A 20110-nucleotide genomic window follows, 5' to 3' on the forward strand; every position below is an offset into this window, starting at 1 on the left:
ATGTAGGCCAGTCCTTGCGCGGTCGCCAGGGCCGCCCCCGACACCGTCGGCGCCGCCCCTGGCGACCGCGCAAGGACTGGCCTACATGGTCGGCAGCCTGACCGCGGACGCGCGCCGGGCAGCGGGCACCACCGCCAAGAAGAAGGCCGCGGAGCCCGGCACCGCGCAGACTCCCGCGGCAGCAGCAGCGGCCCAAGACCAGACGACGGCGGCGCGGCGCCGGCGGGCAAAGGCGAAGATGCTCGGGCGCGGCTACGAATACATGGATTTGGAGCCCGAGCCCTCGGATCAGGGCGCCGGAATCCTCGGCTTCGCCGGAACCGTCCACACGCCGGTCGTCGCAACGGGATTGGCCACGGTGCCCACCGATGACTTCGGCACCGGCCCCGACGTCCCCATGATGCCGGGCGCCGCCGACGGCGAAAACTGACGTTGGGGCTAGTTTTCACCCCGCAGCCGTAGCGAACCTGTTAGCCTGCGCGGAAAACGCGCGCCCGGTGGGGCAGACCCACGCTAGGAGGTAGCGATGACGCGTCCCCGCCTTGGTGTTGCTGCATTGGTGATCACCGCCAGTGTCGGATCGAGTGTGTTGTACACGAGCACGCCGATGTCGCCGGCGGGTCCGAAAACCGTTCTTGCAGAAACCAATTTGGTGGATACCGAGTCGTGGATCATGGGCGGCAGCGGCCTGCCGATACCCCCGCCCAGCTACCTGGACGCCCTGAGCGCTCGGTATATCGATCCCACACCGCCGTTTTTCGCCGGCCAGCCCCAGTTCGCGGTGGACGCCACCAACCCGTTGTTCACCCCGGAGGGCCTCTACCCCAACAGCGGCGTCAAGAGCCTCGAGTTGGATCCGTCGCTGGCGCAGGGCCTCAGCATTCTGCACAACACGATCAACAACGAAATCGCCGAGGGAAACAACCTCGTGGTGCTGGGCTACTCGCAGAGCGCCACGATCTCCACCCTGGAAATGCGCGATCTGCTGGCCCTGCCGCCGGCCGAGCAGCCGACGCCCGATCAGCTGTCGTTCGTGCTACTCGGAGACCCCAACCTGCCCAACGGTGGGCTGTTCGAACGGTTCAACCTGCCCGCCTTTGACAGCTTTCCGACCATCCCGAGCCTGGGGATAACGTTCAGTGGCGCGACTCCGGCCGATACTCCGTGGGAAACCGCCATCTACACCATGGAATACGACGGCTACGCCGACTTCCCGCGCTACCCGATCAATCTGCTGGCAGACCTCAACGCCGTTCTGGGCATCCAGTACGTGCACACCATTTATCCGTCTCTGACCGACGAGCAGCTGGCTTCGGCGATCGAGTTGCCGGTATCTGCCGATTACACCGGCAATACCGACTACTTCATGATCCCCGACGAAAACCTGCCTCTGCTGCAGCCGTTGCTGTCGATCCCGGTGATCGGTCAGCCGCTCTACGACCTCCTCGAACCGGATATGCGGATCTTGGTGAACTTGGGCTACGGCAGCATCACCAACGGCTGGGATCCCGGCCCGGCCAACGTGCCCGCCCCGTTCGAGCTGTTCCCGACGAACTTAGACCCGGCTGAGGTGCTTACGGCGCTGCAGAACGGGGCCCAACAGGGATTCCAGGACTTCATCAACGACCTGGGATCGCTGTCCAGCGCCGATTTTGGTGCGGCAGCGCCCACGGTTGTTCTCGACGAGCTACCCAGCTTCACCGAAATCGTCAACGCGATCAGCAGCGCCGCGGCATCGGCGTATGCCACGCTGCTGCCCACTGCGGATCTGCTCAACGCCTTGTTGATCGAGACGCCCGCGTATGCGGCCACTGTGTTCGCCGATGAGCTCGCCGCCGGTGACCTTGTCGATGCCATCGGCCTGCCCATCGCGGGCCTGTTCGGGTTGGGCAGCATCGCACTCGGCTTTGAATACATCGTCATCGCCGGGGCAGCTGCGGAGATCGCCGCGGACTTCCAGAGCCTGTTCTCCTGACGGCTCAGCACGCGCAGTTTTCGCCGCGCCAGGCCCGAACTCCCTGCCAGACCGCGACGACGGCGATGACAAGGCCGATTAGGGGATCAAACAACGAACCGCCGGACCAGAAGGCAGTGACCAGCAGGCCCAAAAGAACCCCGGCGGCCATCGCTCCGCACAGATAATTCTGGGTTCCTTCGCCGGCGGTGGCGGGCGAGCCCAACCGCACCGCCAGGATGTGCTTGGCCCGGCCGAGCGTCGGCATCAGCACCAATGCAACCGTCGTCAGGGCGATACCGATCAGCGATGTGTGGGCGTGGTGGCCACCGACGATGTGATGCACGGATTCCGCGGCGACGTATGGGGCCGTCAACCAAAACGACACCGCAACACCGCGCTGGGCGCGCCGTTCGGCTGTGTCCGACAGCGTGCGCCACCCGGTGAACCGCCACACCACCGTCGCGCTGGCCAACCCCTCCGGCACACTGCCCAGCGCCCAGCCGGTCAGCGCGATCGACCCGACGGCCAAGCCCTGCCAGATGCCCACGACGCCTTCGGCCAGCATCACCACCAGGCTGATACAGGCCAGCCGGCGGGCCCACCGTGCGCGGTGGTGCCATGTCGCGTCGCGGGAGACGACGTGGGTCGGCGCAACGTCGCAGACGTGGTTGGCAAGCTCGGCTGGATTGGTGGTCACTAGGCGATCCTAAGGGTCGATAAGCTCCTGGGCATGCGGCACACCGACAACGGTCCCAAGCCACTCGACGGATTCCGGGTGCTCGATTTCACCCAGAACGTCGCCGGTCCGCTCGCCGGGCAGGTGCTGGCCGACCTGGGTGCCGAGGTCATCAAGGTGGAGGCGCCCGGAGGAGAAGCCGCCCGCCAGATCACCGCCGTCCTCCCCGGTCGCCCGCCACTGGCGACCTATTTTCTGCCCAACAACCGGGGCAAGAAGTCGGTGGCGGTTGACCTGAGAACCGACGAGGGCAGGCAACAGATACTGCGGCTGGCCGAAACCACCGACGTCGTCTTGGAGGGCTTCCGGCCCAAGGTGATGGAAAAACTCGGCCTGGGTCCTCACGAAATGCAGTCGCGCAACCCGAAACTCATCTATGCCCGGCTGTCCGCCTTCGGCGGCAACGGTCCGCACGGCGACCGGCCCGGGGTGGACCTGATGGTGGCCGCCGAGGCCGGCATGACCACCGGCATGCGCACGCCGGACGGTAAACCGCAGATCATCCCGTTCCAGTTGGTCGACAACGCGAGCGGCCACGTACTGGCGCAGGCCGTTCTGGCCGCCTTGCTAAATCGTGAGCGGCACGGCGTCGCCGACGTCATCAACGTGGCCATGTACGACGTCGCGGTGGGGCTACAAGCGAACCAGCTGGTCATGCACTTGAATCGGCCCGCCAACGTCACGACACCCAAAGTCAAGCGGCGCAAAGGAGTTGGCTTCGCCACCCAACCATCGGACGCGTTCCGTACCGCCGACGGGTACGTCGTGATCAGCGCCTACGTGCCCAAACACTGGCAGGTGCTCTGTGAAACCATCGGCCGCCCCGACCTACTCGATGACGAGCGGTTCGCCGACCAACGCTCCCGCGCGATCAACTACAGCGAGCTGACCGAGGAACTGGAGTCGACACTGATCACCAAGACGGCCGCCGAATGGGTCGACGCGCTGCGCGGCAACGGGTTGATGGCATGCCTGCCCTACACCTGGAAAGAGGTCGTCGACACACCGCTCTTCGCGGAAAATCAGCTGGCGCTCGACGTCGGCAGCGGCGATGAGGCCGTCACGCTGATCCGCACACCCGCGCGCTACTCGACGTTCTCCGCCACGACGACTGAGCCCCCGCCAGCCCTGGGCCAGCACAACGCCGAATTCCTCACTGCGCCAGAGGAGTAGACAGCGACGTCCGGCTAGCCGGCGAACGGTGGGCGCGTCATCACCGTGGGACGGAATCCATATCGGGGGCCGGCGCCACTGGCGGCGGCGCCCGCGCCGGCCAGCGGCATTCCGCCCAGCAGGCTTCCGGCCCCTGCCGTCTCGGGGGTGGTGGTGATCGCGCTGACCGGTAGCGGCGCAGTCCCCGGAACCGATGAGGGAGTTGCCGCCGCACCCCAGGAGGGCGGCACGGAAAGCCCGCCGACCGGGCCCGCGGCACCCAGACCCGCTGACACCGGCGCGCCGCTCGCCGACCCGCCCAAAAGTCCGCCTAGTCCGGATAGGCCCGAGGCGGCTTTTGCTCCTTCGCTGGCGGCCTTGGCGGCCGGCGCGAGCGCCTTCGACAGCGACAGCAAGTGGGTCGACATCCCGGTTGCGCGATACAGCATCGCGACGGTGTTTTGAGCCGGGCTGGCATATTCCGCCCACAGGTCCACCACGGGATTTTGTTGCAACACTTCCGAGAGCGCCGGTGCGGCGGTGCTCGACGACGCCGGGCTGGCAAGGCTCTGTAACGCCGGCGGCACCGCAGACAGCAGCTGCGCGTCCGCCGACTGCGCGCCGGTGCCGGCCGATGTGGCTGCGGCTTGCGTAACCGCGGCGGCCTGCATGGCTTCTCCGGCGGGATTAGTGGTTTGCACCGGGTTGGTGAACGGCGTCACCTTGGCGGCGGGCGCGACCTGCGCCGCGTATTGGTACATCGCGGCAGCGTCTTGGGCCCACATTTCCCCGTATTGCGCCTCGAGCTGCGCGATCAGGGGCATGTTTTGACCCAACACGTTGGTCGCGATCGCCTGTGCCAGCGCAGCGCGGTTTGCCTCGATCAGCGCCGGGGGAACCGTTGCCGCGAAGGCGGCCTCGTAGGCGGCGGCCGCGGCTCTGGCCTGGGCGGCGGCCTGCTCGGCTTGCGCGGCAGTGGTGCTCATCCATGCCACGTACGGTGCGGCGGCGTCGGCCATCTGCGCCGCCGCGGGCCCGCGCCACTCACTGGTCAGCTGGATGATGACTCGTTCGTAGTCGGTGGCGGCCGCCTCCAATTCGGCGGCCAACCATCTCCAGGCCGACGCGCTCGACATCAGCGCCGCTGACCCCGGGCCGGCATACATGCGGGCGGAGTTGATCTCTGGCGGTAGCGCCCCGAAATCCAGCACTGCTGCTCCTAGCTGGCGGCTGCGGCGTTGGCGGCTTCGGTGGCCGCATACGAACCGGCGCTGGTGCCCAGCATGTTCACGAACATCTCGTGAATCGCGGCAGCCTGCACACTGGCCGCCTGATACATCCGGGCGTGCGTGGCGAACTGGGTCGCGATCAGCGCCGAGACCTCGTCAGCGGCCGGCGGGACCACGCCCGTCGTCGGGCCTGCGGCCGCCGCATTCTGAGCGCTCACCGACGCGCCGATGGCAGCCAAGTTGCGGGCCGCGGCAGACAGGACGTCTGGCTGGGTTTCCACGAATGCCACTTGGTCGTCTCCTCACCTTCTTCGCTCTATGTCGCCCTATGTCGCTCCCCCGCGCGGTCGGGAAGCCGTCAAAAGCGACGTTAGAGGCACCGCGGCAAAGAGTGCACTATCTACTGCAAATGTTCACTTATAGATCCAAATCTGTTCATTTTCCAGGTATCTATGGACTTTTATTCTCTGAAGTGGATATCTAGACCGCAATCGGCGACACCGAAAAGGGAAGGCATCGCGTTCGTGACGACAAATCGCCACGGTTCCCGACGTGACCGCTTGAACGGCGAGAACCGCCGGGTATGCGAGGCGGCCGACTAGTGGATTACGGGGCGTTGCCGCCGGAAATCAACTCTGGCCGGATGTACCTTGGGCCGGGGTCAGGACCGATGTTGGCCGCGGCCGCGGCCTGGGACGGGTTGGCCAATGATCTGTATGCCATAGCATCCGCCTACGGTTCGGTGATCGCCGAGCTTCGCGGCCTTTGGTCGGGGCCGTCGTCGATGTCGATGGCCGCGGCTGCGGCACCCTATGTGGCATGGCTGAACGCCACCGCTGCGCGGGCCGAACAGACAGCGATGCAAGCGAAGTCGGCCGCCGCCGCCTTCGAGGCGGCGTTTGCGATGACGGTGCCGCCGCCGGTGATCGCGGCTAACCGCGCGCAACTGATGATGTTGATCGCGACCAACTTCTTCGGACAGAACTTCCCGGCCATCGCAGCTACCGAGGCGCAGTACGCCGAAATGTGGGCGCAGGATGCCGTCGCGATGTACGGCTACGCCGCGGCATCTGCGGATGCCTCAGCGTTGACCACGTTCGACGAGCCGCCGGCCACCACTAACCCCGCGGGGGCGGTCGGGCAGGCCGCCGCGGTCGCCGACGCCGCGCAGACGGCGGCCGGCACACAGCCGTCGCCTGCGGTGCCCTCGGCGCTGCAGGCACTCTCGGCGCCCGCCTCGTCGTCGAGTCCACCCACCGCCGGAGCGTGGAATTTCGAATCCATCCTGACTGCGATACTGGGTGGATCCGGGGAGCCCGGCTCACCCCCGCCCCCGATCGGGAGCATCTTCACGCCGGATACGTATTCCGGCCTGCTCGCCATGACGTACTACCACATGGGCGATTACGACCACATGATCAAAATGTGGGAGGAGATGATCCCCGCCGCGGCCGCGACCGCCGGAGCGCAGACGGCGGCGAATCTGCCCGCGCTCAGCGGTGCCCTGGGCAGCAGCGCATCAGCGTCGACGGGCATATCGGTGGGTGTGGGTAACGCAGGCGTGGTCGGCAACTTGTCGGTGCCACCGACCTGGGTCGCGAACGCTCCGGCGACGAACGCAGCGAGCATGGCGCCGCAGGTGAGTAGCGCTGCTGCCGGCGGCAAGGCCGACGGCCTGCTTCGCGGGATACCTCTGTTCCCCACCGCGGGTCGGAATTCTCCCGGTGGAGTGGTCGGCCAACGATACGGATTCCGCCACAACGTGATGGCACGCCCGGCAGCGGGCGGCTAGCCCGACGAGCTGGCTGGTTTTCGCTAGTTTTCGGGTGCGAACCAGGCAACTTTGGATTGCCAGGACCGGGCCGATCCGTAAGCAAAGCCGATGGCGCCCAAGCAGGCGCAAGCCCAGACCGCCAGGGCGACATCGCTGCTGGCCCAGGCCGTCACCATCTGGATCAGGTGTGCCGCCACCCCGAACCCAGCCGAGATCAGGTACAGGTCGACCGTCGCCTTCGAGCGCGGATCCTTCCGCAAGATCAGCAGCACGCGACAGGCATAGGTGAGCAGGTAGATCAGCAGCCCGCCGAGCACCAACCAATAGAGCCCCAGCCAGGGGGTGCTGATGGGAGCGGCAAAGAAGTCGAGATGATGGCCTTCGTCGGCGATGATGAACACGGCCACCAGCAGCGGTACACCCAGCCAAAGCGGACGCGCCACATATTTGTTCAGCAGCCCGCGCTCGTGGGTTTGGCTGACCAGGCGGCTGAGCCCGTGCTGAATGATCGCGGCCACCGCAAAGATCCAGCAGATGTGGCCGAGAAGATGTTGCACGTTCCATAGCCCGAAGATGCTGTGCAAGGCCGGTCCGAGCGCGGCCGATGCCCAGTGAGACATCAGCAGGACCGCGCAGCCTTGCAGCGCGATGTTGAGGGTCGCGCCGGCCTCCCACCGAGAGCGCCAGGTGTCGCGGCGAATCCACAGGCTGCACGCAATCGCTGTCAACGTGACGATGATGAGTGCGGTCTTGATCACAGGGGCGACCTGTTGGGATCGAAACGAAGATCACGCAATCGAGGCAGTGCACGCTGCGACTCGACGTACTGCGCGACGGACTCCTGATCGATCAATCCGTAGCGAATCAGCAGCTCAAGAGGGTTCAACTGAAAATACTTGGCCGCTTTGATCAAGTTGTCGGCGGTGATCAGCCGCCCTTCTCGAGCCGCCTTGTAATAGGCGGACCTGCGGTGGCCGAAGGCCTCGTGCACCTCGGTGGCCGGTAGCGGTTTGCCGACCAGGTAAGGCAGAACCACCGCCGGGTCTTTTGCGCGATCGTCCACAATCTTGGACGATAGCGTCATCTTTGTGGACTAAACAATGACAGCGCGTGAACGTTTCGGGAAGTCGGCTTCGCACCACGCGAATCAGCGCAGCAACGCGCGCGCCATCACGACACGTTGAATCTGGTTGGTGCCCTCATAGATCTGGGTGATCTTGGCGTCACGCATGAACCGCTCGACGGGGAAGTCGATGGTGTAGCCGGCGCCGCCGAACAGCTGCACGGCATCGACGGTGACTTCCATCGCCACGTCGGACGCGAAACACTTCGACGCCGCGGAGATGAAACCCAAGTCGGGCTCCCCGCGTTCGGCGCGGGCCGCGGCGGTGTAGACCATCAATCGGGCCGACTCCACCTTCATCGCCATGTCCGCGAGCATGAACTGCACTCCCTGAAACGTGCTGACCGACTCGCCAAACTGCTTGCGGTCCTTGGTATATGCGATGGCGGCGTCGAGCGCGCCCTGCGCGATGCCGACCGCCTGCGCACCGATCGTCGGGCGGGTGTGGTCCAACGTGGCCAGCGCGGTCTTGAAGCCCGTCCCAGGCTCGCCGATGATCCGGTCGCCGGGAATCCGGCAATTCTCGAAATACAACTCGGTGGTCGGCGAGCCTTTGATGCCGAGCTTCTTCTCCTTAGGGCCGACGGAAAAGCCCTCGTCGTCCTTGTGCACCATGAACGCCGAGATCCCGTTGGCGCCCTTGTCCGGGTCGGTCACCGCCATCACGGTGTACCAGGTGGACTTGCCGCCGTTGGTGATCCAGCACTTGGTGCCGTTGAGAATCCAGTCCTCGCCGTCGGCCTTGGCGCGGGTGCGCATCGAGGCCGCATCGCTGCCGGACTCCCGCTCGGAGAGCGCATATGAGGCCATCGCACCTTCGGTGGCCAGCGACGGCAGCACCTGCTTTTTGAGCTCCTCGGATCCCCGCATGATCAGGCCCATCGTGCCCAGTTTGTTCACCGCCGGAATCAACGACGCCGACGCGTCGACGCGGGCCACTTCTTCGATGACGATGCAGGTGGCCACCGAGTCTGCGCCTTGACCGCCGTACTCCTCGGGCACGTGCACGGCGTTGAAACCCGACGAATTCAGCGCCGCCAGCGCCTCGTCCGGGAAGCGTGGTGTCTCGTCGACTTCGGCGGCGTAGGGCGCGATCTCTTTTTCCGCCAACGCGCGGATCGCAGCCCGCAGCTCCTCATGCTCGTCGGGCAGCTTGAACAGATCAAACGATGGGTCTCCAGCCCACCCAGCCATGGTGGCCTCCTTCAGCACGGTGCATGGTTGCCCAGCTTCTCGCGGGCCGTCCCCGGGTGCATCGCCGCGGGGCTACTGGCCGGTAACTTTACCTCGTAGGGCGGCGTCCTTCGCGAGCACCGATTCGGCCAGCTCTGCTTGCAGCGCGCCGATCCGGCTTCGTAGCTGCGGATCGGTGGCGCCCAGGATCCGCACCGCCAGCAGCCCCGCGTTGCGGGCCCCGCCGATCGACACGGTGGCCACCGGAACCCCGGCCGGCATCTGCACGATTGACAGCAGCGAATCCAGGCCGTCAAGCCGCGTCAGCGGTACCGGCACCCCGATCACCGGCAGCGGTGTGGCGGAGGCGACCATCCCCGGCAGATGTGCGGCGCCGCCGGCGCCCGCGATGATCACCTGGATGCCGCGGTCGGCCGCTCCGCGCGCGTAGTTGAGCATCCGGTCGGGCGTGCGATGCGCCGAGACCACGCCGACCTCATAGCCGACGTCGAACTCAGCCAGCGTGGTCGCGGCGTCCTGCATCACCGGCCAGTCGCTGTCGCTGCCCATGATCACCCCGACCCGAGCCGCTCGTTGAGTCATGTACGCCGCTCCTCCTCGTCGCCAGCGGTGTGTGGATCCCATCCGTCCGCCCACTGCCCATGCGACAACCAGTGTGCCGCCAGCTCGGCACGTTCACGCAGCTTCGTCAACTGCGCCATATCAGCGCCGAGGAAGTTCACATGCCCGATCTTTCGGCCCGGTCGCTCACTCTTGCCGTACAGGTGAACCCGCGCCTCGGGCATCCGCGCGAACAGATGATGCAACCGCTCGTCGATCGTCATCGTCGGTGTCTGCGCCGCGCCGAGCACGTTGATCATCACTGTCACCGCTGCGATGGGGTCGGTGGCGCCGAGCGGATAGTCCAGCACCGCTCGCAGATGCTGCTCGAACTGACTGGTTCGCGCCCCGTCCATGGTCCAGTGCCCGGAGTTGTGTGGCCGCATCGCCAGCTCGTTGACCAGCAGTTTCCCGTCGACCGTCTCGAACAGCTCGACGGCCAGCACCCCGACCACGTCCAGCTCACTCGCCAGCCGCAGTGCCAACTGCGCAGTCTCGCCGGCCAGGTCGTCGGGCAGGTCCGGAGCCGGCGCGATCACCTGCACGCAGATGCCGTCGCGCTGAACGGTTTCCACCACCGGCCATGCCGCGCCCTGTCCGAACGGGGAGCGCGCCACCAAGGCCGCGAGCTCGCGGCGCATCGCAACCCGATCCTCGACCAGCACCGGCACGCCGGAGGCCAGATACTCGGCGGCGATCTCTTTGGCCTGGGCCAGATCTGCGGCTATTTGCACCCCGCGGCCGTCGTACCCCCCTCGGACCGCCTTGAGCACCAGCGGGGCGTCGGCGTCTTGGGCGAACGCATCCAGGTCTTCGACCTTTTCCACCCCGGCGTAACGCGGGACCGGGGCGCCGAGCGTCTCCAGCCGTCGCCGCATCACCAGCTTGTCCTGCGCGTGCACCAGCGCATGCGGGGGCGGCGCCACGTTGACACCTTCGGCCACCAACTTCTCCAGCAGCTCGGTGGGAACGTGCTCGTGGTCGAAGGTCAGCACGTGGGCACCCTCGGCAACCCGGCGCAGGTCCTCGATATCGGTGTGCGAGCCCACCACGATGTTCGGGCTGACTTGGGCGGCCGGATCGTCGGCGTCGGCAACCAACACCCGCAGGCTCTGCCCCAGGGCGATCGCCGCCTGATGGGTCATTCGGGCAAGCTGACCGCCCCCGACCATGGCGACCTGCGGCGCGGTGGTAGGAGTACTGGGCACGTCGATCATCGTGTCACGACCCGCCAACCCGGGTATTTAGCGGCGGTGACACCGACGCTTCGCAAGCGCCGCCCGCTAAACGTAAACTGGCGAGCTGTGTCTTTCGCCGAGGCCACCATCGCACGGTTACCGGGGCCGCTCCGGCCGTTCGCCGAACGCCATCACGAGCTGATCAAGTTCGCGATCGTCGGCGGGACCACCTTCATCATCGACTCGGCTATTTTCTACACGCTCAAGCTGACGATCCTGGAGCCCAAGCCGGTGACCGCCAAGGTCATCGCCGGCATCGTCGCGGTGATCGCGTCCTACATCTTGAACCGGGAATGGAGCTTCCGTCATCGCGGCGGCCGGGAGCGCCACCACGAAGCGCTGCTGTTCTTCGCGTTCAGCGGGGTGGGCGTGCTGCTGTCGATGGCGCCGTTGTGGATTTCCAGCTACATCCTGCAGCTGCGGGTGCCCACGGTGTCGTTGACGGTGGAGAACATCGCCGACTTCATCTCGGCGTACATCATCGGCAACCTGCTGCAGATGGCGTTCCGGTTCTGGGCATTCCGGCGCTGGGTGTTCCCCGACGAATTCGGCCGCACCGGCGACCGGGCGCTGGAGTCGACGCTGACCGCCGGCGGCCTCGCCGAAGTCCTCGAGGACAACATCGAAGAGGGCGGGACGGTGACGTTCATGCGTTCCTGGCGGTCGCGAGTCGCGGGACGTCAGCTCGGGGATTCCTCGGATCCGAGGGTGTCGAAGACCTCGTGATACAGCAGCGCGTGCACATGCTCCACGCGCGGAATGTCGTGAAATTCCAACGGATCTTGTGACGCCGACTCGATGATCAGCGTCCCGGTGCGCAGAATCCGGTCGACGATACGGTGCCGGAACTCCACGCTGTTGATGCGAGCCAGTGGGATGTCGATACCGCTGCGGGTCAGCAGCCCGTGCCGATACATCACCCGCCGATCGGTGACGACGAAGTGGGTGGTCAGCCAGCCCAGAAAGGGCAGCAGTGTCAGCCAGCCGACGAGCACCAGCCAAATCGCCGCGATGACCGCGAAGATGATTTTCTTGGCGTTGGCATCCCAGTCGGTGGTGTTGACCACAGCGGCCGCAAACGACGCCAGCGCGGTCGCGAACAATAAGGCGAAGATCGGTCCGACCAGGCGCTTCCAGTGCGGATGCCGATGCAGCACCACCTGCTCGTCGCGGGCCAGCACGTTGTCGGGATAGGGCACGGCAGAACTCTAGGTGCTCGGGCGCAAATGGGTGATGTCTCCGGCAGAAACGGTCTCGATCGATTCGCCGGTGTCGATGCACAGCCGGCCCAGTTCGTCGATCGCCCGCGCGACGCCGACGATGTCGCGGTCACCCGGCAGCGTGGCCCGCACCCGCGACCCCAGCGTGGCGCTGTGGCGCTGGTAGGCGGCGACCAGTTCCGGGTCGGCTCCGCCAGCGCTGCGCCATGCATCGATCCGTCCAGCCAGCTCGCGAAGTATCCGGCGCACCAACGTATTTCGATCGATCGGCGATCCCAGCATCGACAGCGAGGTCGCTACCGGGTCGGGAGCTTCGTCTGCGGTCAGCGTCACATTGAGGCCCAGGCCGACAATGATCACCGGCGCCGGTGCGGCGACTTCGGCGAGAATCCCGGCCAGCTTGCCGTCGCCGACCACCACGTCGTTGGGCCACTTGAGACCCGCGGTCACCTCGGTGACTCCGGCCAGCGCGTCGACGACCGCGACGCCGGTGAGCAGCGGCAACCATCCCCAACCCGACCGCGGGACCGACGCCCCGTTCACCCCCACCGACAGCGCGATCTGCGCGCGTGGCGGCGCGGACCAGTGTCGACCGTGCCGCCCGCGGCCGGCGCTTTGGAACTCGGCCAGCAGCACCGTTCCGTCGACGTCTTCGCCGGCAGCCGATCGCGCCATGAGATCGGCGTTGGTGGAACCGGTTTCGGCGACCACGTCGAGCCGCCGCCAGGCCAATCCCGACCCGACCAGGTTCTCGCTGATAGCGGTCGCATCCAACGGCGGCCGGGGTGATTGCTGATCCATCGGCGTTCAGCGTACGGTGCAGTGGTCAATGGGGTCGGCCTCTTAAGGAGGTGCTTCGCATGGTGATGACCGATCCAGTCAGTGCCCCCAGCGACGAAGCCGTCCGGCTGTGGGTGGAGTCCTACCAGGGCGAAGTGTTGGGCGAGGCGTACTTCGCCGGGATGGCGAAGCGCGTCACCGACCCGGTGCTGCGCGAGAAGGTCGACCTGTTGAGGTGCCTCGAGCGCAGCACCAAAGAACTCCTGGAGCCGGTGATCAAGCGCTTGGGCGTTGCGGCCGAGCCCGACCAGGCCATCCTCGATGCGGCGGGCAATGTAGCCGACGTCGAGTACCTGCCCATGTTGCAGACCTTTGCCACGGCCGCTGCCGAATACCTCGGTCGCTACACGCGGCTTCGCAAGCTGGTCGAGCCTTCCGACGCCGCGATCGTCGACCAGCTCATCGCTCATGAACTCGCATTCGAGTTGTTCGCTCGCCGAGAGCTGGCCGGAGACAGCGACGACTCGACCGAGCCGATCCGTGCGCTCAGCCATGTGACCTGCTGAGCCAATTCGGCCTCAGCAAGGCCGCGCGGCTAAGCTCGTGGCCCATGACGAGCGTTTCCGACTCCCATGTCGAGCCGAAAGCCCAACACGAGATCGACATCCACACCACCGCGGGCAAGCTGGCCGAACTGCGGCGGCGAGCGGAGGAAACGCTGCACCCGGTCGGCGAGGCCGCCGTCGAGAAAGTGCACGCCAAGGGCAAACTGACCGCCCGCGAGCGCATCTATGCGCTGCTCGATGAAGACTCTTTCGTAGAGCTGGACGCGTTGGCCCGGCACCGCAGCACCAACTTCGGCCTGGACGCCAAGCGCCCGCTCGGCGACGGCGTCGTCACCGGCTACGGCACCATCGACGGCCGCGACGTCTGCATCTTCAGCCAGGACGCCACGGTGTTCGGCGGCAGCCTGGGCGAGGTCTACGGCGAGAAGATCGTCAAAGTGCAAGAGCTGGCCATCAAGACCGGCCGACCGCTGATCGGCATCAACGACGGTGCCGGCGCCCGCATCCAGGAGGGTGTGGTCTCACTTGGCCTGTACAGCAAGATCTTCCACAACAACATCCTGGCCTCTGGCGTGATCCCGCAGATCTCGCTGATCATGGGCGCCGCTGCGGGCGGTCACGTCTACTCCCCCGCCCTCACCGACTTCGTGATCATGGTCGATCAGACCAGCCAGATGTTCATCACCGGTCCCGATGTCATCAAGACGGTCACCGGTGAGGACGTCACGATGGAGGAGCTGGGTGGCGCCCACACCCACATGGCCAAGTCGGGCACCGCGCACTACGTCGCCTCCGGTGAGCAGGACGCGTTCGAGTACGTGCGTGAGCTGCTGAGCTACCTGCCGCCCAACAACTATGCGGACCCGCCGCGATACCCGATGCCGATCCCCGAGGGTGCCATCGAGGACAACCTCACCGACGAGGACCTCGAGTTGGACACGCTGATCCCTGACTCGGCCAACCAGCCCTATGACATGCACGAGGTGATCACCCGCATCCTCGACGAGGACGAGTTCCTCGAGGTGCAGGCGGGTTACGCGGAGAACATCGTGGTCGGGTTCGGCCGTATCGAGGGCCGGCCGGTCGGGATCGTCGCCAACCAGCCCACCCACTTCGCCGGCTGCCTGGACATCAACGCCTCGGAGAAGGCCGCCCGCTTCGTGCGGACCTGCGACTGCTTCAACATTCCGATCGTCATGCTGGTGGATGTGCCGGGCTTCTTGCCGGGCACCGGTCAGGAGTACAACGGCATCATCCGCCGCGGCGCCAAGCTGCTCTACGCCTACGGTGAGGCCACCGTCGCGAAGATCACCGTCATCACCCGCAAGGCTTACGGCGGCGCCTACTGCGTTATGGGCTCCAAAGACATGGGCGCCGACGTCTGCGTCGCCTGGCCCACCGCCCAGATCGCCGTGATGGGCGCCTCCGGCGCGGTCGGCTTCGTCTACCGCCAGCAGCTGACCGAGGCCGCCAAGAAGGGGGAAGACGTCGACGCGCTGCGGCTCAAGTTGCAGCAGGAGTACGAGGACACATTGGTCAACCCCTACATCGCCGCTGAGCGCGGCTACGTCGACGCGGTCATCCCGCCGTCGCACACCCGCGGCTACGTCGGAACCGCACTGCGGCTGCTGGAACGCAAAATCACCCAGCTGCCGCCCAAGAAGCACGGGAACATTCCCCTGTGAGTCGAGTGAGCGGAACGAACCGTGAAGTCGAGTGAGCGGAACGAACGCAGTGAGTGACGGGAACGAGACGAACGATCCAGCCGCAGTGAGTGACGAGAACGTGACGGACCAGCAGCACGAGCCGCACATCGAGGTCCTCAAGGGCAATCCCACCGACGAGGAGCTGGCCGCGCTGATCGCGGTGCTGGGTAGCGTCGGTACTACCCGCGAGACGCCACCGCCCGAGCCCAACCGCTGGGGCATGCCCGTCGACAAACTGCGGTATGCGATCTTCAGCTGGCAGCGCGTCACCCTGCTGGAACGGGCGCACATGCGCCGATGACCCGACTGGTGCTCGGGTCTGCCTCCGCCGGCCGCCTCAAGGTGCTGCGCCAAGCCGGCATCGAGCCCACCGTCGTCGTCTCCGGGATCGACGAGGACGCTGTCATCGCGCAACTCGGACCACACGCGGCGCCCGCCGACATCGTCTGCGCCCTGGCACAAGCCAAAGCTGACCAGATAGTGTCCGATCTCGACCCCTCGTTGGCGACGGATTGTGTTGTGATCGGCTGTGATTCGATGCTCGAGGTCGACGGAAAGCTGATCGGCAAGCCCGGGTCAGCCGAATCCGCCCGAAAGCAGTGGCGCTCGATGGGCGGCCGGTCCGGAATCCTGCACACCGGGCACGCGGTCGTGCGGGTGATCGAAGGGGCTGCGGTTCAGAAGGAGACTGAATCCGCTTGCACCACAGTATATTTCGCCGACATAGCGGCGTCGGACCTGGAAGCCTACCTGGCCAGCGGCGAACCACTGCACGTCGCAGGCGGATTCACCCTTGACGGGCTGGGCGGCTGGTTCGTCGACCGGATCAAGGGCGACCCGTCCAACGTGATCGGCGTCAGCCTGCCGCTGCTGCGGGGCCTGCTGAGCCGTCTCGGGCTCTCCCCCGCCGCGCTGTGGTCGGGACGCGGATCGTGACCTGATCGCAATCTGACGCGCCGATCGGCGTCGCCGGGCCAGGCGGTGGCGCGAAAGACACTGGGCCGATGCCAGTGGAAGAAACCATGTGGAACATCGGCGTTCCGCGCGACATCGACCGCTATGACACCGAACGCCTTCGCGCCGTGCTGGCCGACGTCATCCGAGAACGGTTGTCGCCGGGCAAGCGGCTGCTGCGGGTGGTCGCCTGGTCGGCCAACGGCGGCGCGTTGTTCCGACCGAAGCCAGGTACCCGACGCTTCGCCGTTGCCTATGAGGTCGCGCTGAGCGCCTGACGCTGCCCGGCCCGGCCCACCTGCTGGCGGTAGGCTCGATACCGTGCCGCTACCACCAGATCCAGACCCCAGCCTGCAGTCCTACGCGCATCCGGAGCGGTTGGTCACCGCTGACTGGCTGGCGGGCCATCTAAGCGTGCCAGGGCTGGTCATTGTCGAATCCGACGAGGACGTACTGCTTTACGACGTCGGCCATATTCCGGGGGCAGTCAAGATCGACTGGCACACCGACCTCAACGACCCGAGGGTTCGCGACTACATCACCGGCGAGCAGTTCGCCGACCTGATGAACCGCAAGGGGATCTCGCGCGACGACACCGTGGTGATCTACGGCGACAAGAGCAACTGGTGGGCGGCGTACGCGCTGTGGGTCTTCACGCTGTTCGGTCACCCCGATGTCCGGCTGCTCAACGGCGGGCGGGATCTGTGGCTCTCCGAAGGACGTGAGACCACGCTGGAGGTTCCCACCAAGACGTCGACCGGCTATCCCGTCGTGGAGCGCAACGACGCACCGATCCGGGCGTACAAGGACGACGTCTTGGCCGCCCTGGGGTCCGGTCCGCTGATCGATGTGCGATCGCCGGAGGAGTACACCGGCAAGCGAACCCATATGCCTGACTATCCCGAGGAAGGGGCGCTGCGCGCCGGGCACATCCCCACCGCGCGGTCGATCCCCTGGAGTAAGGCCGTCGACGACAGCGGCCGGTTCCGCAGCCGCGAGGAGCTCGAGCAGCTCTACGGATTCGTCAAGCCGGACGACAAGACCATCGTCTACTGCCGCATCGGCGAGCGCTCGAGTCACACCTGGTTCGTGCTGACCCATCTGCTCGGCATCCCCGGTGTGCGTAACTACGACGGCTCGTGGACGGAGTGGGGCAACACCGTGCGGGTGCCGATCGTTGCCGGCGAGGAACCAGGAGCAGTACCAGTTCGATGACTATGCCTGCGCCGCTGGCCGAGGTGGTGTCCGACTTCGCCGAAGTCCAGGGCCAGGACAAGCTGCGGCTGCTGCTCGAATTCGCTGAAGATTTGCCGGACTTGCCCGACGAGTTGGAGGAAGCGGCCATGGAGCCGGTTCCCGAATGCCAGTCGCCGCTATTTCTGCATGTCGATGCCCGTGACCCGGAGCGGGTGCGGCTATATTTCAGCGCCCCGCCGGAGGCACCGACCACCCGCGGATTCGCGTCCATCCTGGCCGCCGGCCTCGACGGACAGTCTGCCGCCGACATCCTGGCGGTGCCCGAGGACTTCTACACCGATCTGGGACTCGCGGCGCTGATCAGCCCACTTCGGTTGCGCGGCATGTCGGCGATGCTGGCCCGGATCAAACGGCGGCTGCGCGAGTCCAACGGGGCACCGGTTGGTTCAACCCCGCAGCGTGGCGCTTAAACTTTCCCGGAGAGTTGTAAGACGATCTCTTAAAAAGCCGGGCCTTTAAGGATCGACAGACGTCCAGCCATACAGGAGGCGCAGTGCCTAGTCACGCCAGCTCGAAGATCGCCAAGGTGCTCGTCGCCAATCGCGGGGAGATCGCGGTGCGGGTGATCCGGGCGGCTAAGGATGCCGGGCTGCCCAGCGTGGCGGTATACGCCGAACCTGACGCCGAGGCACCACACGTACGGCTGGCCGACGAGGCGTTCGCGCTGGGCGGGCAGACGTCCGCGGAGTCCTATCTGGTGTTCGAGAAGATCCTGGAGGCTGCGGAGAAGTCCGGAGCCAACGCGATCCACCCCGGCTACGGCTTCCTCGCCGAGAACGCCGACTTCGCGCAGGCGGTCATCGACGCCGGGTTGATCTGGATCGGCCCCAGCCCGCAGTCGATCCGTGACCTCGGCGACAAAGTCACCGCCCGCCACATCGCCGCGCGGGCGCAGGCTCCGCTGGTGCCCGGAACTCCCGACCCGGTCAAGGGCGCCGACGAGGTGGTGGCCTTCGCCAACGAATACGGCGTGCCGATCGCGATCAAGGCCGCATTCGGCGGCGGCGGCAAGGGCATGAAGGTCGCCCGCACCCTCGAGGAGATCCCGGAGCTCTACGAGTCGGCGGTACGCGAGGCGACTGCGGCGTTCGGCCGCGGCGAATGCTTCGTGGAGCGCTATCTGGACAAGCCGCGCCACGTCGAGGCACAGGTGATCGCCGACCAGCACGGCAACGTCGTCGTCGCCGGCACCCGGGACTGCTCGCTGCAGCGCCGCTTCCAGAAGCTGGTCGAAGAGGCGCCGGCGCCGTTTTTGACCGACGCTCAACGCAAAGAGATCCACGAATCGGCCAAGCGGATCTGCAAGGAAGCGCATTACTATGGCGCCGGTACCGTCGAATACCTGGTCGGACAGGATGGCCTGATCTCGTTCTTGGAGGTCAACACCCGTCTGCAAGTCGAGCACCCGGTCACTGAGGAGACCTCCGGCATCGACCTGGTGCTGCAGCAGTTCAAAATCGCCAACGGCGAGAAGCTGGACATCACCGAAGATCCCGAGCCGCGCGGGCATGCCATCGAGTTCCGGATCAACGGCGAAGACGCCGGGCGCGGCTTTTTGCCGGCTCCCGGTCCGGTCACTCGCTACGACATCCCCACCGGGCCCGGCGTGCGGGTGGACTCCGGCGTCGAGGCCGGTTCGGTGATCGGCGGCCAGTTCGACTCGATGCTGTCCAAGCTGATCGTGCACGGGGCCAACCGCGAGGAGGCGCTCGCCCGCGCCCGTCGCGCGCTGGACGAATTCCACGTCGAGGGCCTCGCCACCGTCATCCCATTCCACCGCGCGGTGGTCAGCGACCCGGCGTTCGTCGGTGACGGCGACGGCTTCTCGGTACACACTCGCTGGATCGAAACCGAGTGGAACAACACCATCGAGCCGTTCACCGGCGGTGAACCGCTCGACGAAGAGGACACCCGGCCGCGCCAGAAGATCGTCGTCGAGGTCGGCGGTCGCCGCCTGGAGGTCTCGTTGCCGGGCGATTTGGCGTTGTCCAACGGCCGCGGCGACCCATCCGGCGTCATTCGCAAGAAGCCCAAGGCGCGCAAACGTGGTGCGCTGTCCGGAGCTGCCGCCTCGGGCGACGCGGTGACGGCACCGATGCAGGGAACCGTGGTCAAGGTGGCCGTCGAAGAGGGCCAGGACGTCACCGCCGGTGACCTGGTGGTGGTCCTGGAGGCGATGAAGATGGAGAACCCGGTCACCGCGCACAAGGACGGCGTGATCACCGGGCTGGCCGTGGAGGCCGGCGCCGCGATCACCCAGGGCACGGTGCTGGCCGAGATCAAGTAGAGCCGACATAGATCCCGTCGAAATCAACGCTGGCGCATGGTATTTGCGTGCGTCCCGCGTCGACGATTGGTTGTCCGACGTCCGCTACACGTGGGTGGTGTGTGAGTCGACGACGGGCGATTCGGTGGCCGAGGTGTCCTTTGATCCTGGCGACGGCGCGATCGTCGTCGCCGCCGCCGACGCCCACCATGATGCGGCCACCGCAGCAAGCCAGGCGGTGCGACGCTTCGCCACCAGTTTGCCGTCGAACCCGTACTGACCAGTTTCCTGGCGGAGTCGTTTGCTCGCCTCGTTGTCGGGCCGACGGCGCCGGCGTAGTGTTCATAACCAGGTTGAG

At 66.3% G+C, this 20110-nt stretch carries 23 protein-coding genes and 1 pseudogene; 14 read left to right on the top strand and 10 right to left on the bottom strand.

The window, feature by feature from the left end; all coding sequences use genetic code 11:
• On the top strand, positions 1–430 hold a 430-nt coding region (locus tag MSP7336_RS00005), incomplete at its 5' end, for a PPW family C-terminal domain-containing PPE protein (protein ID WP_483403565.1).
• 96 nt (positions 431–526) lie between these two features.
• Positions 527–1975 carry a PE-PPE domain-containing protein gene (locus tag MSP7336_RS00010; RefSeq protein WP_069395223.1) on the top strand — a complete coding sequence of 483 codons (1449 nt, stop codon included), beginning with the start codon at positions 527–529 and terminating at the stop codon, positions 1973–1975.
• 4 nt (positions 1976–1979) lie between these two features.
• Here the strand turns inward: MSP7336_RS00010 and MSP7336_RS00015 are convergent, their stop codons facing one another.
• Positions 1980–2654, bottom strand: a complete 675-nt coding sequence (locus tag MSP7336_RS00015) for a cation diffusion facilitator family transporter (RefSeq protein ID WP_069395224.1) — start codon at positions 2652–2654, stop codon at positions 1980–1982.
• A 33-nt stretch (positions 2655–2687) separates the two neighbouring features.
• Here MSP7336_RS00015 and MSP7336_RS00020 point away from each other — a divergent pair, with 33 nt between their 5' ends.
• Positions 2688–3866, top strand: a complete 1179-nt coding sequence (locus MSP7336_RS00020) for a CoA transferase (RefSeq protein WP_069395225.1) — start codon at positions 2688–2690, stop codon at positions 3864–3866.
• Positions 3867–3880: 14 nt separating this feature from the next.
• Here MSP7336_RS00020 and MSP7336_RS00025 read toward each other — a convergent pair whose 3' ends face one another.
• Complete coding sequence (locus MSP7336_RS00025; protein ID WP_113964703.1) at positions 3881–5053, bottom strand: PPE family protein; 1173 nt, start codon at positions 5051–5053, stop codon at positions 3881–3883.
• Between the two features lie 11 nt (positions 5054–5064).
• The gene (locus MSP7336_RS00030; protein ID WP_069395227.1) at positions 5065–5364 is read right to left on the bottom strand and encodes a PE family protein; all 300 of its coding nucleotides are present in this window, start codon (positions 5362–5364) and stop codon (positions 5065–5067) included.
• A gap of 311 nt (positions 5365–5675) precedes the next feature.
• Here MSP7336_RS00030 and MSP7336_RS00035 point away from each other — a divergent pair, with 311 nt between their 5' ends.
• Entirely contained in the window at positions 5676–6866 is a 1191-nt protein-coding gene (locus MSP7336_RS00035) for a PPE family protein (protein ID WP_113962815.1), read from the top strand.
• A gap of 23 nt (positions 6867–6889) precedes the next feature.
• Here MSP7336_RS00035 and MSP7336_RS00040 read toward each other — a convergent pair whose 3' ends face one another.
• The 5 genes from MSP7336_RS00040 to MSP7336_RS00060 form a co-directional block, all read right to left on the bottom strand.
• Positions 6890–7606 (bottom strand): hypothetical protein, encoded by a 717-nt coding sequence (locus MSP7336_RS00040; RefSeq protein ID WP_113962816.1) that lies wholly within the window; start codon positions 7604–7606, stop codon positions 6890–6892.
• Positions 7603–7911, bottom strand: coding sequence for a hypothetical protein (locus tag MSP7336_RS00045; protein ID WP_113964704.1), 309 nt, complete (start codon positions 7909–7911; stop codon positions 7603–7605). Before MSP7336_RS00045 ends, MSP7336_RS00040 begins: the two co-directional genes overlap by 4 nt.
• An 84-nt stretch (positions 7912–7995) precedes the next feature.
• Positions 7996–9165 (bottom strand): acyl-CoA dehydrogenase, encoded by a 1170-nt coding sequence (locus tag MSP7336_RS00050; RefSeq protein WP_069395393.1) that lies wholly within the window; start codon positions 9163–9165, stop codon positions 7996–7998.
• Between the two features lie 72 nt (positions 9166–9237).
• Positions 9238–9747: a 5-(carboxyamino)imidazole ribonucleotide mutase gene (purE, locus tag MSP7336_RS00055; protein WP_069395230.1), complete on the bottom strand. Its 510-nt coding sequence runs from the start codon at positions 9745–9747 to the stop codon at positions 9238–9240.
• Entirely contained in the window at positions 9744–10982 is a 1239-nt protein-coding gene (locus tag MSP7336_RS00060) for a 5-(carboxyamino)imidazole ribonucleotide synthase (protein ID WP_113962817.1), read from the bottom strand. The genes purE and MSP7336_RS00060 overlap by 4 nt, the downstream gene beginning before the upstream one ends.
• Before the next feature lie 87 nt (positions 10983–11069).
• On the opposite strand from MSP7336_RS00060, the gene MSP7336_RS00065 reads away from it, so the two are divergent.
• The gene (locus tag MSP7336_RS00065) at positions 11070–11729 is read left to right on the top strand and encodes a GtrA family protein (protein WP_069395232.1); all 660 of its coding nucleotides are present in this window, start codon (positions 11070–11072) and stop codon (positions 11727–11729) included.
• On the opposite strand, the gene MSP7336_RS00070 is transcribed toward MSP7336_RS00065, so the two are convergent.
• Positions 11684–12202, bottom strand: a complete 519-nt coding sequence (locus MSP7336_RS00070) for a PH domain-containing protein (protein WP_069395233.1) — start codon at positions 12200–12202, stop codon at positions 11684–11686. The two genes, MSP7336_RS00065 and MSP7336_RS00070, sit on opposite strands and share 46 nt — an antisense overlap.
• A gap of 9 nt (positions 12203–12211) precedes the next feature.
• Positions 12212–13024 carry a biotin--[acetyl-CoA-carboxylase] ligase gene (locus MSP7336_RS00075; RefSeq protein ID WP_069395234.1) on the bottom strand — a complete coding sequence of 271 codons (813 nt, stop codon included), beginning with the start codon at positions 13022–13024 and terminating at the stop codon, positions 12212–12214.
• Between the two features lie 65 nt (positions 13025–13089).
• Here MSP7336_RS00075 and MSP7336_RS00080 point away from each other — a divergent pair, with 65 nt between their 5' ends.
• The 9 genes and pseudogenes from MSP7336_RS00080 (at position 13090) to MSP7336_RS00120 (ending at position 20032) form a co-directional block, all read left to right on the top strand.
• Positions 13090–13569 carry a hypothetical protein gene (locus MSP7336_RS00080; protein WP_139819626.1) on the top strand — a complete coding sequence of 160 codons (480 nt, stop codon included), beginning with the start codon at positions 13090–13092 and terminating at the stop codon, positions 13567–13569.
• Between the two features lie 44 nt (positions 13570–13613).
• Positions 13614–15254 carry an acyl-CoA carboxylase subunit beta gene (locus MSP7336_RS00085; RefSeq protein ID WP_069395236.1) on the top strand — a complete coding sequence of 547 codons (1641 nt, stop codon included), beginning with the start codon at positions 13614–13616 and terminating at the stop codon, positions 15252–15254.
• A gap of 25 nt (positions 15255–15279) precedes the next feature.
• Positions 15280–15576 (top strand): annotated as a pseudogene (locus MSP7336_RS00090) (acyl-CoA carboxylase subunit epsilon); the annotation flags it as partial.
• Positions 15573–16211: a Maf family protein gene (locus MSP7336_RS00095; RefSeq protein ID WP_113962819.1), complete on the top strand. Its 639-nt coding sequence runs from the start codon at positions 15573–15575 to the stop codon at positions 16209–16211. The pseudogene MSP7336_RS00090 and the gene MSP7336_RS00095, both read left to right, overlap by 4 nt.
• Before the next feature lie 68 nt (positions 16212–16279).
• A complete protein-coding gene (locus MSP7336_RS00100; RefSeq protein WP_232320973.1) occupies positions 16280–16507 on the top strand; it encodes a hypothetical protein in 228 nt (75 codons plus the stop codon).
• A gap of 43 nt (positions 16508–16550) precedes the next feature.
• Positions 16551–17444, top strand: coding sequence for a sulfurtransferase (locus MSP7336_RS00105; protein WP_069395239.1), 894 nt, complete (start codon positions 16551–16553; stop codon positions 17442–17444).
• The gene (locus MSP7336_RS00110; RefSeq protein ID WP_069395240.1) at positions 17441–17896 is read left to right on the top strand and encodes a SufE family protein; all 456 of its coding nucleotides are present in this window, start codon (positions 17441–17443) and stop codon (positions 17894–17896) included. The genes MSP7336_RS00105 and MSP7336_RS00110 overlap by 4 nt, the downstream gene beginning before the upstream one ends.
• A gap of 83 nt (positions 17897–17979) precedes the next feature.
• Positions 17980–19773: an acetyl/propionyl/methylcrotonyl-CoA carboxylase subunit alpha gene (locus tag MSP7336_RS00115; RefSeq protein WP_069395241.1), complete on the top strand. Its 1794-nt coding sequence runs from the start codon at positions 17980–17982 to the stop codon at positions 19771–19773.
• Positions 19774–19816: 43 nt separating this feature from the next.
• Positions 19817–20032 (top strand): hypothetical protein, encoded by a 216-nt coding sequence (locus tag MSP7336_RS00120; RefSeq protein ID WP_342353104.1) that lies wholly within the window; start codon positions 19817–19819, stop codon positions 20030–20032.
• Positions 20033–20110 lie beyond the last annotated feature (78 nt).

This window comes from Mycobacterium shimoidei (genome assembly GCF_900417275.1).
GTDB lineage: Bacteria > Actinomycetota > Actinomycetes > Mycobacteriales > Mycobacteriaceae > Mycobacterium > Mycobacterium shimoidei.